The organism is Streptomyces sp. NPDC045678 (assembly GCF_056432085.1).
In genome coordinates this window covers 562568-577176 of record NZ_JBWKJS010000001.1, presented here as the reverse complement: position 1 = coordinate 577176, position 14609 = coordinate 562568, and the positions used below count along the sequence as shown (strand labels likewise).

Here is a 14609-nt window from a genome sequence, read left to right as displayed (position 1 = left end):
GGGCCCGAGGTTGCCCCCACCGCGCCGCAGCCGCGTACGAAACGCGAGGGGCCGCGGGGGTATGTGCGCACGGAGCACCGAGCACACCCTGACAGCCAGAAGCTCTACAGGCACGGCGCAGGGATAGCGAGTACGCACATACCCCCCGCGGCCCCGCACCCACAACCGAACCCCGAGCGCACACCGCCCAAGGCGCCCCGCCAGACCTAGTCCACCAGGTCCCGCACCACCGCATCCGCCAACAACCGCCCCCGCAGCGTCAGCACAGCCCGCCCCTCCCCGTACGGCCCCGCCTCAAGAAGCCCCTCGTCCCGCGCCCGCACGGACGCCGCAAGCCCGGCCTCCCGCAGCAGCGACAACGGGCAGCCCTCCCGCAGCCGGAGCTCCAGCAGGATCCGCTCCACGCGGCGGTCCTCCGCGGACAGCACTTCCCGTCCGGCCCCGGGCGAGCCGCCGCCCGCGAGCGCCGCCGCGTACGCGCCGGGGTGCTTGACGTTCCACCACCGCACGCCGCCGACGTGGCTGTGCGCGCCCGGCCCCGCGCCCCACCAGTCGGCGCCGCGCCAGTACAGCTCGTTGTGCAGGCAGCGGCCGCTGTCGGACGTGGCCCAGTTGGACACCTCGTACCACGAGAAGCCCGCGCTCCCAAGCACCTCGTCGGCGATCAGGTACCGGTCCGCGTGCACGTCGTCGTCGGTCATCGGCACCTCGCCGCGTCGGATGCGCCGCGCCAGCTGCGTGCCCTCCTCCACGATGAGCGCGTAGGCGCTGACGTGGTCGGGCCCTGCGCCGAGCGCCGCGTCGAGCGTGGCGCGCCAGTCGTCGTCCGTCTCGCCGGGCGTGCCGTAGATCAGGTCGAGGTTCACGTGGTCGAAGCCCGCGGCGCGTGCCTCGGCGACGCACGCCTCGGGCCGCCCGGGCGTGTGCGTACGGTCGAGCACCTTCAGGACGTGCTGCTTCGCGCTCTGCATGCCGAAGGAGACACGGTTGAAGCCGCCCTCCCGGAGTTCGCTCAGGTACGCCTCGTCGACCGACTCCGGATTCGCCTCGGTCGTGATCTCCGCGTCGTCCGCGAGCCCGAACTCGTCCCGTACGGCGGCGAGCATCGCCACGAGGTCGCGGGCCGCGAGCAGCGTCGGCGTACCGCCCCCGACGAACACGGTCCGCACGGGCCGCGGGTCGTCGCCCAGGACCTTCCGGGCGAGCCGCACCTCGTCGGCGAGGGTCTGCGCGTAGTTGTCGCGGGAGGCGAGGACGCCGCCGGAGCCGCGCAGCTCGGTCGCGGTGTACGTGTTGAAGTCGCAGTAGCCGCAGCGCGTGGCGCAGTACGGGACGTGCAGGTAGAAGCCGAGGGGGCGGGAGGCCGCGCCGTCCAGGGCGGACGCGGGCAGCGCGCCGTCCTCGGGCATGGGCTCACCATCGGGCAGTGCGGAGGGCATACCGTCGATTGTCCCCCACCCGCGACCGCACCCCACGCGCCCCGCTCTCCCGCCTCACCGCGCCCGCAGCACCAGAAGCGCCAGGTCGTCGTCCGGCGGCCGCTCCGAGAACTCGTGCACCAGCCGTCGGAGCCGTTCCGCCACCAGCGCCGCGTCGAGGCCCGCGCAGCCGGCCAGTGCCTTCGCGAGACCGTCGCCGTCGTCGAACTGGCGGGGGCCCGTCCGGCGCTCGGTCACGCCGTCCGTGACGCACAGGAGCGTCTCGCCGCACCGCAGGTCGAAGCTCTCGCTCCGGTACGTCTCGTCGTCGACGACCCCGAGCAGCATCTGCGGGGTGGCCGCCTCCCGCACCTCCCCGTCGGCGGACATGACGAGCGGCAGCGGATGCCCCGCGCACGCGAGAGTGACGCGCACACCCCCTTCGTACGGGACGATCTCCCCGTACAGGAGCGAGAGGAACCGCGAGGTGGGGTTGTCGGGCGGCACGCCCTGCCCGCCCGCCACCGCGACGACCGCCGCCGCCGCGTCCGCCGCCTCGGTCGCGTCGTCCAGGAGCAGCTGGTTGAGGCGGTCCATGACCTCCGCGACCTGGTACCCCTCGCGGGCGAGCAGCCGCAGCCAGGGGCGGGCGAGGCCGATGACGACGGCCGCCTCAGGCCCCTTGCCCTGGACGTCGCCGAGCGCGAAGCACCAGCGTCCCTCGCCCGCCTGGAACAGGTCGTAGAAGTCACCGCCGGGGCCGCCCTTGTCCCGCGGTTCGTAGACGATGGCGCTCTCCACGTCGGGGATCTCCGCAACCTTGCTGGGCAGCAGTCCGCGCTGGAGCACCTGACTGATGTTGGCCTGGCGCTGGTAGCGCCGGGCCGTGCTGATGGCCAGGGCGACCCGGCGGCTGAAGTCCTCGACGAGCCCGGTCACTTCGTCGGGGAAGCGGACGAGCCCGGGCCGGCCGATGACGAGCGTGCCGAGGACGCGCCCGCCCGCCGTCAGCCGGTACGCCAGTGCCGCGCCGGACGACCCGCCCGCCGACGCCTCACCGGGCCAGGGCAGCGGAAAGGCGCCGGAGCCCGCCGTGTCCGGGACGCGGGGCGGCTCCTTCTCCAGGACGCGGCGCAGCTCCTCCATCCGGTGCTCGCTGGTGTGCCACACACGGGCGAGCCGCGCGCCCTGCACGCCCACGAAGTCGTGTGCCGCCCCGTCGTCGAGCCAGACCGCGCACCAGTCCGCGAGGCGCGGCACGAGCAGCTGCCCGGCGAGTGCGGCCACCAGGTCCTCGTCGAACTGTCCGGCCAGCAGGTCGGACGCCTCGGCGAGGAAGGAGAGCGCGCCCCTGTTGATCCACTCGGTGTCCTGCGCGGCGCGCCCGGGCAGCGGCGCGAGGATCTCGGCCGCGCGCAGTCCGCGCTGCAGCGCCTGTTCGCTCGCGTACGTCTCGATCTCGTGGACGGCCTGGACGCCCTCGACGGGCAGCCGGGCCCAGACGGATTTCGTGCCGGTGCGGTAGGTGATGCCCCAGGACTCGGAGAGGGTCGCGACGAGGTGGAGACCGCGGCCGTACTCGGGGGTGTCGGAAGGCGGCGGGCGGTGGTCGCCGCGGACGGCACGGGAGGGGTGGTGGTCGGCGACCTCGATGAGGAGGGTCTCGGTGTCCTCGCCGGGCAGCGCCTCGTCGAGGCGGCACATCAGCTCCACGGCCGTGCCCGCGTGCACGACGGCGTTGGTCACCAACTCGCTGACCAGCAGCACCGCGTCGTCGGCCAGCCGGTTGGTGATGCCCGCGGCCGCGGGCACGCCGAGCTCGGTCCAGTCGGCGAGCGCCGCCCGCACGAATCTGCGCGCGGCGGCGGGCGCCAGCGGGTTTCCGGGCAGTGACGTGCGCACCACCGCCGGTGGCCCGGGGCGGCCCGGGTCCATGGCGGAGACACGAATATCGGCCTCCCGTTGCATCGGAATGGGCCCCACGGTGCGGCTCCTGAGCAGTTCGGGCGAATACGCCTCAGGCGACACCGACAGAGTGACAGACTGGCCACGCTCATAAGCACCGAGTTACCGAAGTGGGCCGTTATGAGTGAGAACAGTGCTATGCCTGTGCTGGGAAAAGACCGGGTTCCGGTCCCGACGCAGAGTGCCGAGTCCGGTGCGGATCCAGCCATCTGCCAGCTTCGTCCCCTTCTCGCGGCCATGCGTGCCGCGCGGGACGGCGACTTCACCAAGGTGGCGCCGGTCGGCGACGGCCTGACCGCCGAGCTGTACTCGGTGTTCAACGAGATGCTGGACCGTTCGCTGCACTTCGACGGCGAGCTGGTCCGCGTGCGGCGCGAGATCATACGGCACGGCCGGCTGGACGAGCGGTTCGGCGCGAGCCCGGGCCAGGGCCGCTGGGCCGCCCGCGTCTCGGAGGTCAACACCCTGCTCGACGCGCTGGTCGCGCCGGCGGCGAACGCGACCCGGGTGCTGAACGCGGTGGCGGGCGGTGACCTCACGCAACGGGTCGACCTGCACGACGGCACGCGTGAACTGCGGGGTGACTTACGGCGTCTGGGGCGGGCCGTCAACACGATGGTGGACCAGCTGTCCCTCTTCACCGGCGAGGTCACGCGGGTCGCCCGTGAGGTCGGCACGGAGGGACGTCTCGGCGGGCGCGCCAAGGTGCGGGGTCTTTCGGGCAGTTGGCGCGACGTGACGGAGGCCGTCAACACGATGGCGTCCCGGCTCACCGCGCAGGTGCGGGACATCGCGCTCGTGACGACGGCGGTGGCGCAGGGCGACCTGACCCGCACCGTGACCGTCGAGGCGACGGGCGAGCTCCTCGAACTGAAGCTCACCGTGAACACGATGGTGGAGCAGCTCTCCGCGTTCGCCGCCGAGGTGACACGTGTGGCGCGCGAGGTGGGCACGGAGGGGCAGTTGGGCGGCCGCGCGCAGGCGCGCGGGGTGTCGGGGGTGTGGAAGGACCTCACCGACAACGTCAACTTCATGGCGTCGAACCTCACCTCCCAGGTCCGCAACATCGCCCAGGTCACCACGGCCGTCGCCAACGGCGACCTGAGCCAGAAGATCACCGTCGACGCCCGGGGCGAGATCCTGGAGCTGAAGTCGACGGTGAACACGATGGTGGACCAGCTGTCCGCCTTCGCCGACGAGGTCACGCGCGTGGCGCGCGAGGTCGGCACGGAGGGCAACCTGGGCGGGCGCGCCCAGGTGCGGGGCGTCTCCGGTGTGTGGAAGGACCTCACCGACAACGTCAACTTCATGGCCGACAACCTGACCTCGCAGGTGCGGAACATCGCGCTCGTGTCGACGGCCGTGGCCCAGGGGGACCTGGGCAAGAAGATCACGGTCGAGGCGAAGGGCGAGATCCTGGAGCTGAAGTCGACGATCAACACGATGGTCGACCAGCTGTCCGCCTTCGCCGACGAGGTCACGCGCGTGGCGCGCGAGGTCGGCACGGAGGGCAACCTCGGCGGTCAGGCGCAGGTCCGGGGTGTGTCGGGCGTGTGGAAGGACCTCACCGACAACGTCAACTTCATGGCGTCGAACCTCACCTCCCAGGTCCGCAACATCGCCCAGGTCACCACGGCCGTCGCCAACGGCGACCTGTCCAAGATGATCACGGTCACGGCGCGCGGCGAGATCCTGGAGCTCAAGGACACCGTCAACACGATGGTGGAGCAGCTGCGCGCCTTCGCCGACGAGGTGACCCGCGTCGCCCGCGAGGTCGGCACGGACGGCCGGCTCGGCGGCCGCGCGCAGGTGCTGGGCGTCTCCGGTGTGTGGAAGGACCTCACCGACAACGTCAACTACATGGCGGACAACCTGACGGGCCAGGTCCGCAACATCGCGCAGGTGGCCACCGCGGTGGCCCAGGGCGACCTCTCCAAGAAGATCGACGTCGACGCGCGCGGCGAGATCCTGGAGCTGAAGACCACCATCAACACGATGGTGGACACGCTGTCCTCGTTCTCCTCCGAGGTCACGCGCGTGGCCCGCGAGGTCGGCTCCGAGGGCCAGCTGGGCGGGCAGGCCCGGGTCGAGGGCGTGTACGGCACGTGGAAGCGCCTGACGACGAACGTGAACGAGCTGGCGCTGAACCTCACCACGCAGGTCCGCGCCATCGCCGAGGTCGCCTCCGCCGTGGCCCAGGGCGACATGACCCGCGCCATCACCGTCGAGACGCGCGGCGAGGTCACCGACCTCAAGGACAACATCAACCTCATGGTCTCCAACCTGCGCGAGACCACCCGCGCGAAGGACTGGCTGGAGTCCAACCTCGCCCGCCTCGCCGGCCTGATGCAGGGCCACCGCGACCTGATGGAGGTCGCCGACCTGATCCTGCGCGAGCTGACCCCGCTGGTGAACGCGCAGTACGGCGCCTTCTTCCTGGCCGACCCCGACACGGCGGAGTCGCCCGCGCCCAGCCAGGTGACCGCCAAGGGCCTCGCCTTCATCGCCGGGTACGGAGCGGCACAGGGCTCGGTCGTCGACACGGGCGGCATGCCCGCGCAGGGCCTGGTGCGCCAGGCGGCCCTGGAGAAGAAGCGCATCCTCGTCGAGGAGGTACCGCCGGACTACATCAAGATCCACTCGGGTCTCGGCGACGCGGCACCGGCGACGGTCGTCATCATCCCGATCCTCTTCGAGGACAAGCTGCTCGGCGTCATCGAGCTGGCGACGTTCTCCCGCTTCTCCGACGTGCACCTGGCGTTCTTCGACCAGTTCGTGAACACCATCGGCGTCGCGATCAACACCATCATCGCCAACTCCCGCACGGAGTCGCTGCTCGGCGAGTCGCAGCGGCTGGCCATCCAGCTCCAGGAGCGCTCGGACGAACTCCAGCGCCAGCAGGCCGAGCTGCGCCGGTCCAACGCGGAGCTGGAGGAGAAGGCCGCGCTGCTGGCCACGAGCTCCCAGTACAAGTCGGAGTTCCTTGCGAACATGTCGCACGAGCTGCGCACCCCGCTCAACTCGCTGCTGATCCTCGCCCGGCTGCTCTCCGACAACCCCGACGACCACCTCTCCGACCAGGAGGTGCAGTTCGCGACGACCATCCACCGCTCCGGCTCCGACCTGCTCCAGCTCATCAACGACATCCTGGACCTGTCGAAGATCGAGGCGGGCCGGATGGACGTCCGCCCCAAGAAGCTCCCCCTCATCAAGGTCCTCGACTACGTCCACGCGACGTTCCGCCCGCTCACCCTGGACCGCGGTCTCGCCTTCGACGTGTCGGTGGGCGAGGACGTGCCGCGGGAGATGTTCTCGGACGAGCAGCGCCTCCAGCAGATCCTGCGCAACCTGCTGTCGAACGCGGTCAAGTTCACCTCGGCGGGCAGCGTCGAGCTGCGGGTCAGCCGCGTCAAGGAGTCCTCGGGCGACCGGCTGCTCCACGACAACGAGGACCTGCTGTGCTTCGCCGTCAGCGACACCGGCATCGGCATCCCCGCCGAGCAACTCCCGGTGATCTTCGAGGCGTTCCAGCAGGCCGACGGCACCACCAACCGCAAGTACGGCGGCACGGGCCTCGGCCTCTCCATCAGCCGCGAGATCGCGGGCCTGCTCGGCGGCCGTATCACCGCGGAGAGCCGCCCCGGCCAGGGCTCCACCTTCTCGCTCTACGTCCCCGTGGTGCACCCGGGCCACGGCGCGGCCGCCATCGCGTACGCCGCGACACACATCCAGCACCTCCCGGAGCCGGTCGAACAGGCCGCCCTGCGGCCGCACACCGCGCTCGAACCCGACGACAGCTGGCCCACGCCCACCAAGCTCGAAGAGTGGAAGGAAGGGCGCGCGGGCCGCATACTGCCGGGCCGCAGGGTGCTCATCGTCGACGACGACATCCGCAACGTCTTCGCCCTCACCCATGTGCTCAGCCGCGTCGGCATGCCCGTCCTGTACGCGGAGAACGGCCGTGAGGGCATCGAGACGCTGGAACGCAACCCCGATGTCGACATCGTGCTGATGGACATCATGATGCCGGAGATGGATGGCTACGAAACCATGGCCGCGATCCGTCGCAGCCCCCGCTGGCGCGGTCTGCCCATCGTCGCCCTGACAGCCAAGGCCATGCCCGGGGACCGCGAGAAGGCGATCTCCCAGGGCGCCACCGACTACGTCCCCAAACCCGTGGACGTGGACCAGCTGCTCGGCGTCGTCTGTGCCCTCCTGGACCCAGCAGGCTCGTCGACCGACGAGCAACCCCCCACCGATCCAGAGACAGCCGTTCAGGAGCAGGACAGCGCTCGAGCAGAGGGCGTTGTTCCGCCACTGACGGAGTGAGGCACCGTGACCATGAATGCAGAGGCCGCCCCCGACAACCGCGCGAGCATCCTCCTGGTCGACGACATGGAGGACAACCTGATGGCGCTGGAGGCCGTCCTCGGATCGCTGAACGAGCCCCTGGTCCGGGCTCGTTCGGGCGAGGAGGCCATGAAGGCGATCCTGCGGCAACGATTCGCCGTGATCCTCCTGGACGTCCGCATGCCGGGCATGGACGGATTCGAGACCGCGTCGAACATCAAACGGCTCGACCAGACCAAGGACGTGCCCATCATCTTCCTGACGGGCACCGACAACGACTCGGGCTACGCGTTCCGTGGCTACGCGACGGGCGCGGCCGACTACCTCACCAAACCGTTCGACCCGTGGGTGCTGCGCGCCAAGGTCACCGTCTTCCTCGAACTGCACCGCAAGAACAGGCAGCTGGAACGGATACTGGCCCGCGAGCAGCGCCAGTTCGACGAGCTGGCCGCGCGTCTCACGGCGATCGAGACCCATATGGCCGCGAGCAGCCTCGAGGACGTCCTCGAACTGCGCCGCCACGTGAAGCACATGGAGGAACTGGTGCAGGAGATGCGCTGCGGCCGGGGCGTGTAGACCGACACCCGGCCGCGTACCGCAGGCCCCCGGACCCCGGGGTCATGCCCTGTGCTCAGGCCTCGCGCGACCCCGCGTACATGTCCTCGATCAGGTGCTTGTACTCCCGTTCGACCACCGGACGCTTCAGCTTCAGGCTGGGCGTCAGCTCGCCGTGCTCGACGTCCAGGTCGCGCGGCAGGAGCCGGAACTTCTTGATGGTCTGCCAGCGCTGCAGGCCTTCGTTGAGCTCGCGCACGTAGCCGTCGATGAGCTCGACCGTCGCGGGGGCGGCGCACACCTCCGCGTACGACGTGCCCTCCTGTCCGTTCTCCTTGGCCCACTCCAGGATCGCGGGCTCGTCGAGGGAGATGAGGGCGGTGCAGAAGTTCCGGTCGGCGCCATGGACGAGGATGTTGGAGACGTACGGACACACGGCCTTGAACTGGCCCTCGACCTCGGCGGGCGCGATGTACTTCCCGCCGGAGGTTTTGATCAGGTCCTTCTTGCGGTCGGTGATCCGCAGGTAGCCGTCGACGGACAGCTCACCGATGTCTCCGGTGTGGAACCACCCGTCGGACTCCAGGACCTCTGCCGTCTTCTCCGGGAGGCCGTGGTAGCCCTCCATGATGCCGGGGCCGCGCAGCAGGATCTCGCCGTCGTCCGCGATGCGCACCTCGGTGCCGGGCAGCGGCTTGCCGACCGTGCCGGTGCGGTAGGCCTCGCCGGGGTTCACGAAGGAGGCGGCGGAGGACTCCGTCAGGCCGTATCCCTCGAGGATGTGGATGCCCGCGCCTGCGAAGAAGTAGCCGATCTCGGGGGCGAGGGCGGCGGAGCCGGAGACGGCGGCGCGCAGCCGCCCGCCGAAGGCCTCGCGCAGCTTGGAGTAGACGAGGGTGTCGGCGGTCTTGTGCTTGGCGCGCAGCCCGAAGGGCACGGACGCGGTGCCCGTCCTGCGGAAATTGTCCTGGCTGACCTTCGCGTACTCGCGGGAGACCTCGGCGGCCCACTGGAAGATCTTGTACTTGGCCGCGCCGCCGGCCCGCGCCTTGGCCGCGACGCCGTTGTAGACCTTCTCGAAGATGCGGGGGACGGCCGCCATGTACGTCGGCTGCACCACCGGCAGGTTCTCGATGATCTTGTCGACGCGACCGTCGACGGCGGTGACGTGTCCGAGCTCGATCTGTCCGGAGGTCAGCACCTTGCCGAAGACGTGGGCGAGCGGCAGCCACAGGTACTGCACGTCGTCGGGGCCGAGCAGGCCGGTCGCCGCGATGGCCTTGGCCATGTACGACCAGTTGTCCTGCGGCAGGCGCACGCCCTTGGGGCGGCCCGTGGTGCCGGAGGTGTAGATGATCGTGGCGAGCTGGTCCCTGGTGATCGCCGCGATCCGCTCCTTGACGAGCCCCGGGTTCTTCTCCAGGTGGGCGGCGCCGCGGGCCTCCAGGTCGGCGAGGGTGAGCACCCAGCCCTCGGGGTCGCCGTCGGCGGGCGCCGCGCCCTCGGGGTCGAGGACCACGACGTGCCGCAGCTCGGGCAGGTCGGCGCGCTTCTCGCGCGCCTTGGCGAGCTGCGCGGCGTCCTCGGCGATCAGCACGCGGCTGTCGGAGTCGGCCAGGATGTACGCCGACTCCTCGGCGTTGGTCTGCGGGTACACGGTCGTGGTGGCCGCGCCGGCGCACATGATGGCGAGGTCGCAGAGGATCCACTCGACGCGCGTGGACGAGGCGAGGGCGACACGGTCCTCGGCCCGCAGGCCGAGCTCGACGAGGCCGGCGGCGATGGCGTCGACGCGCTCGGCGGCCTGCGCCCAGCTGAGGGACTTCCAGTCGTCGGGGCCCTCGTCCGATGCCGCCGGGACGGGGTAGCGATAGGCCTCGGCGTCCGGGGTGGCCGCCACGCGCTCCAGGAAGAGATGCGCCACGGACGGCGGACGGTTCTCGATCAAGGTCTGTGTGTCGCTCACGACATCCTCCGGGCCCACGACAGTGCGGCGAACTGGCTGGCGGCTGCTTCTTACATCCCTCAGGGCTACTTGTTTAACTTGCGAGTAACCTACGAGTGGTGATCAGAGTAGAGCGCCGACGCCCGGTGCGTAAGGGGCAGCTGCCTGTCACTTCCTACAGACACCCAAACGGAACGGGCAGGCCCGCGGCAACGCGCCGCGGGCCCGGTACGCATGCGCACCGGGCCCGCGTGGCCACGGCTGAGCCGCGGGCCGGGGTGACTACTTCTTGGCCTTGCCGGGGCCGCTGTCGTCGCTGGAGAGCACGGCGATGAAGGCTTCCTGCGGCACCTCGACGGAGCCGACCATCTTCATGCGCTTCTTGCCCTCCTTCTGCTTCTCGAGCAGCTTGCGCTTACGGGAGATGTCACCGCCGTAGCACTTCGCGAGGACGTCCTTGCGGATGGCGCGGATGGTCTCGCGGGCGATGACCCGGGACCCGATCGCCGCCTGGACGGGCACCTCGAAGGCCTGGCGCGGGATGAGCTCGCGCAGCTTGGCGACGAGCCGCACGCCGTACGCGTACGCCTGGTCCTTGTGCGTGACCGCCGAGAACGCGTCGACCTTGTCGCCGTGGAGCAGGATGTCGACCTTGACGAGCTGGGCGGACTGCTCGCCCGTGGGCTCGTAGTCCAGCGAGGCGTAACCGCGCGTCTTGGACTTCAGCTGGTCGAAGAAGTCGAAGACGATCTCGGCGAGCGGCAGCGTGTAGCGGATCTCGACGCGGTCCTCGGAGAGGTAGTCCATGCCGAGCATGACGCCGCGCCGGTTCTGGCACAGCTCCATGATCGAGCCGATGAACTCGCTGGGCGCGAGGATCGTGGCTCGCACGACCGGTTCGAAGACCTGGTCGATCTTGCCCTCGGGGAATTCACTCGGGTTGGTGACCGTGTGCTCGGTGCCGTCCTCCATGATCACGCGGTAGACCACGTTGGGGGCGGTGGCGATCAGGTCGAGTCCGAACTCGCGCTCCAGGCGCTCGCGGATGACGTCGAGGTGCAGGAGCCCGAGGAAGCCGACGCGGAAACCGAAGCCGAGCGCGGCCGAGGTCTCGGGCTCGTAGACGAGCGCGGCGTCGTTGAGCTGCAGCTTGTCGAGGGCCTCGCGCAGGTCCGGGTACTCGGAGCCGTCCAGCGGGTACAGGCCCGAGAACACCATCGGCTTGGGGTCCTTGTAACCGCCGAGCGGCTCGGTGGCGCCCTTGCTCAGGGAGGTGATCGTGTCACCGACCTTGGACTGACGGACGTCCTTCACGCCGGTGATGATGTAGCCCACCTCGCCGACGCCGATGCCGTCGGCCGGCGTCATCTCGGGGGACGAGACACCGATCTCGAGCAGCTCGTGCGTGGCGCCGGTGGACATCATCCGGATCCGCTCGCGCTTGTTGAGCTGGCCGTCGACCACACGCACGTACGTCACGACGCCGCGGTAGGAGTCGTAGACCGAGTCGAAGATCATCGCGCGCGCCGGGGCGTCCGCGACGCCGACCGGGGGCGGGATCTCGGCGACGGCCTTGTCGAGCAGCGCCTCGACGCCCATGCCGGTCTTCGCGGAGACCTTCAGGACGTCCTCGGGCTCGCAGCCGATGAGGTTGGCGAGCTCCTCGGAGAACTTCTCCGGCTGGGCCGCGGGCAGGTCGATCTTGTTCAGCACGGGGATGATCTTGAGGTCGTTCTCCATCGCCAGGTAGAGGTTGGCGAGAGTCTGCGCCTCGATGCCCTGGGCCGCGTCGACCAGGAGGATCGTGCCCTCACAGGCCGCGAGCGAACGCGAGACTTCATACGTGAAGTCCACGTGGCCCGGGGTGTCGATCATGTTGAGGATGTGCGTACTGCCCTCGTTCGGGCCCTCTGTCGGGGCCCAGGGCAGACGCACCGCCTGGGACTTGATCGTGATGCCGCGCTCGCGCTCGATGTCCATGCGGTCGAGGTACTGAGCACGCATCTGCCGCTGCTCCACCACACCGGTGAGCTGCAGCATGCGGTCGGCGAGCGTGGACTTGCCGTGGTCGATGTGCGCGATGATGCAGAAATTGCGGATCAGCGCCGGATCGGTACGGCTCGGCTCGGGCACATTTTTAGGGGTCGCGGGCACGCAGGGTCCTGTCTCTTGAGGCGCCTGTCGCCTCGGGTCGGATCTATACGTAGGTTCCATCGTCCCATGGGTGGGCCACTGCGCTCGGTTTGGGCCGGTAGGAGGGCGACTGGTACCGTGGACAGCTGTGTCTCGTAGTCCTCTCAAGCATCGAGGCGCGTGTCATAACACTCATCTGCAGTACCTCTGCAGTACCTGAACCTGAAAAGGCTCTTTCGTGGCGAACATCAAGTCCCAGATCAAGCGGATCAAGACCAACGAGAAGGCGCGTCAGCGCAACAAGGCGGTCAAGTCTTCGCTGAAGACCGCGATCCGCAAGGCCCGCGAGGCCGTTGCCGCCGGTGACACCCAGAAGGCCGCCGAGCTCACGCGTGAGGCCACGCGTCAGCTGGACAAGGCCGTCTCCAAGGGCGTCATCCACAAGAACCAGGCCGCCAACAAGAAGTCGGCGCTTGCTTCGAAGGCCGCGTCCCTCTAAGGGCTGACGCCCTTGGCCCCGGTTCGCCGGGGCGCTGATCAATCCTCCCGCGAGGGTAATTCGAGCCCTCTACCTCGAATCGCGGACAGACCACGCAGTACGCCACGCTGCGACGATGCCCCCGGACCCACTCCGGGGGCATTGCTGTGTCCGGGGGCGGTGCCGGGTTTCGGGGACTCCCGGGCGGCGAGCTGGGGGCGGGGGTGCTGCGTCAGGGGGCGCGGTTCCCGGGCGTCGGGCTGGGGGGTGGGGTCAGGGGCGCGGGGAACTGCGCGACAAGCCACGACGCACGCCGCAGACGAAATCGCAGACGAGCCACGCGGAGGCCGGGCCCACGGCCAGTAACCGCCTAGCCCCGCCGGGACCGCGCCGCACGGGCGATGGCGACGACCGCCTTCTCCAAGGCGTACTCGGGGTCGTCACCGCCACCCTTGACGCCCGCGTCAGCCGCGGCCACCGCGGTCAGCGCGGCAGCCACTCCGTCCGGGGTCCAGCCGCGCATCTGCTGGCGCACGCGGTCGATCTTCCAGGGCGGCATGCCCAGCTCACGGGCGAGGTCGGCGGGGCGGCCGCCGCGCGCGGAGGAGAGCTTGCCGATCGCCCGGACGCCCTGCGCGAGGGCGCTGGTGATCATGACGGGGGCGACGCCCGTCGCCAGGGACCAGCGCAACGCTTCGAGCGCCTCCGCGGCCCGGCCCTCGACGGCCCGGTCGGCCACCGTGAAGCTGGAGGCCTCGGCGCGGCCCGTGTAGTACCGCCCCACCACCGCTTCGTCGATCGTGCCCTCGACGTCCGCCGCCAGCTGGGAGACCGCGGAGGCGAGCTCCCGCAGGTCGCTGCCGATCGCGTCGACGAGCGCCTGGCAGGCCTCCGGTGTCGCCGAGCGGCCCGTGGTGCGGAACTCCGCGCGCACGAACGACAGCCGGTCCGCGGGCTTGGTCATCTTGGGGCAGGCGACCTCGCGCGCGCCCGCCTTGCGCGCGGCGTCGAGCAGTCCCTTGCCCTTGGCGCCGCCCGCGTGCAGCAGGACAAGGGTGATCTCCTCGGCCGGCGACCCCAGATACACCTTCACGTCCTTGACCGTGTCGGCCGACAGATCCTGCGCGTTCCGCACGACGACGACCTTGCGCTCGGCGAAGAGCGACGGGCTCGTCAGCTCGGCGAGCGTGCCGGGCTGCAGCTGGTCGGGGGTGAGGTCGCGCACGTCCGTGTCCGCGTCGGAGGCGCGGGCGGCCGCGACCACCTGCTGCACGGCGCGGTCGAGGAGGAGGTCCTCCTGCCCCACGGCGAGCGTGAGAGGAGCGAGCGGGTCGTCGTTTGCTGTCTTCCTGGCCATCGCGGTCAAGCATCCCACGCGGCACTGACAGCCCGGCCCGTACGGCCTTCCCGTACGCCCTTCCCGTACGCCCTTCCCGCACGCCCTTCCCGTACGCCCTTCTCGTACGGCCTTTCCCGAGGCCCTCTCCCGTATCGGAGAATGGTCGAGTGAGCGACGTACGACATGTCCTGGTGCTGCCCGACCGCGATGCCGCGGAGGTGGTCGCCGAAGAGCTTCCCGACCGTTTCGGCGTGGCCGAGGAGCCCCAGCTGGTCCGCGACGCCCTGGCGGGCGAGGACGACGCGGAGGACGCCCAGTGGCTGGTCGTGGTCGAGGACCCCGACTCCCGCCTCGACCCGTCGGCACTCGACGAGCTGGCCGCGGAGCACGAGGGCTGGCTGGAGTCTCCGTAGCGAGCGCCGACGG

The 14609-nt window shown here is 70.3% G+C and carries 9 protein-coding genes; 4 read left to right on the top strand and 5 right to left on the bottom strand.

The annotated features are described in order from the left end of the window. Positions 1–206: 206 nt before the first annotated feature. Together hemW and AC07DO_RS02455 are read right to left on the bottom strand one after the other, a co-directional pair. A complete protein-coding gene (hemW, locus tag AC07DO_RS02460; protein WP_479056452.1) occupies positions 207–1439 on the bottom strand; it encodes a radical SAM family heme chaperone HemW in 1233 nt (410 codons plus the stop codon). Positions 1440–1493: 54 nt separating this feature from the next. Then, a complete protein-coding gene (locus AC07DO_RS02455; RefSeq protein ID WP_479056450.1) occupies positions 1494–3401 on the bottom strand; it encodes a SpoIIE family protein phosphatase in 1908 nt (635 codons plus the stop codon). A 219-nt stretch (positions 3402–3620) separates the two neighbouring features. Here AC07DO_RS02455 and AC07DO_RS02450 point away from each other — a divergent pair, with 219 nt between their 5' ends. Together AC07DO_RS02450 and AC07DO_RS02445 are read left to right on the top strand one after the other, a co-directional pair. Further along, positions 3621–7712: a HAMP domain-containing protein gene (locus AC07DO_RS02450; RefSeq protein WP_479056448.1), complete on the top strand. Its 4092-nt coding sequence runs from the start codon at positions 3621–3623 to the stop codon at positions 7710–7712. A 12-nt stretch (positions 7713–7724) separates the two neighbouring features. Beyond that, positions 7725–8309, top strand: coding sequence for a response regulator (locus tag AC07DO_RS02445; RefSeq protein WP_479057500.1), 585 nt, complete (start codon positions 7725–7727; stop codon positions 8307–8309). Between the two features lie 55 nt (positions 8310–8364). Here the strand turns inward: AC07DO_RS02445 and AC07DO_RS02440 are convergent, their stop codons facing one another. Together AC07DO_RS02440 and lepA are read right to left on the bottom strand one after the other, a co-directional pair. Then, positions 8365–10254, bottom strand: a complete 1890-nt coding sequence (locus tag AC07DO_RS02440; RefSeq protein WP_479056446.1) for an AMP-dependent synthetase/ligase — start codon at positions 10252–10254, stop codon at positions 8365–8367. A gap of 261 nt (positions 10255–10515) precedes the next feature. Beyond that, the gene (gene lepA / locus AC07DO_RS02435; protein WP_479056445.1) at positions 10516–12387 is read right to left on the bottom strand and encodes a translation elongation factor 4; all 1872 of its coding nucleotides are present in this window, start codon (positions 12385–12387) and stop codon (positions 10516–10518) included. Positions 12388–12604: 217 nt separating this feature from the next. Here lepA and rpsT point away from each other — a divergent pair, with 217 nt between their 5' ends. Beyond that, positions 12605–12865: a 30S ribosomal protein S20 gene (gene rpsT, locus AC07DO_RS02430; RefSeq protein ID WP_098242480.1), complete on the top strand. Its 261-nt coding sequence runs from the start codon at positions 12605–12607 to the stop codon at positions 12863–12865. A gap of 349 nt (positions 12866–13214) precedes the next feature. Here the strand turns inward: rpsT and holA are convergent, their stop codons facing one another. Next, positions 13215–14201 carry a DNA polymerase III subunit delta gene (holA, locus tag AC07DO_RS02425; RefSeq protein ID WP_479056443.1) on the bottom strand — a complete coding sequence of 329 codons (987 nt, stop codon included), beginning with the start codon at positions 14199–14201 and terminating at the stop codon, positions 13215–13217. Between the two features lie 149 nt (positions 14202–14350). Between holA and AC07DO_RS02420 the strand changes: the two genes are divergently transcribed. Beyond that, positions 14351–14596, top strand: a complete 246-nt coding sequence (locus AC07DO_RS02420; protein ID WP_479056442.1) for a hypothetical protein — start codon at positions 14351–14353, stop codon at positions 14594–14596. Positions 14597–14609: the final 13 nt, after the last annotated feature.

Bases quoted from the DNA above. Each gene is read 5' to 3' on its own strand.
- hemW (WP_479056452.1), bottom strand. From the start codon at position 1,439: ATGCCCTCCGCACTGCCCGATGGTGAGCCCATGCCCGAGGACGGCGCG.
- AC07DO_RS02450 (WP_479056448.1), top strand. From the start codon at position 3,621: ATGCGTGCCGCGCGGGACGGCGACTTCACCAAGGTGGCGCCGGTCGGC.
- AC07DO_RS02445 (WP_479057500.1), top strand. From the start codon at position 7,725: ATGAATGCAGAGGCCGCCCCCGACAACCGCGCGAGCATCCTCCTGGTC.
- holA (WP_479056443.1), bottom strand. From the start codon at position 14,201: ATGGCCAGGAAGACAGCAAACGACGACCCGCTCGCTCCTCTCACGCTC.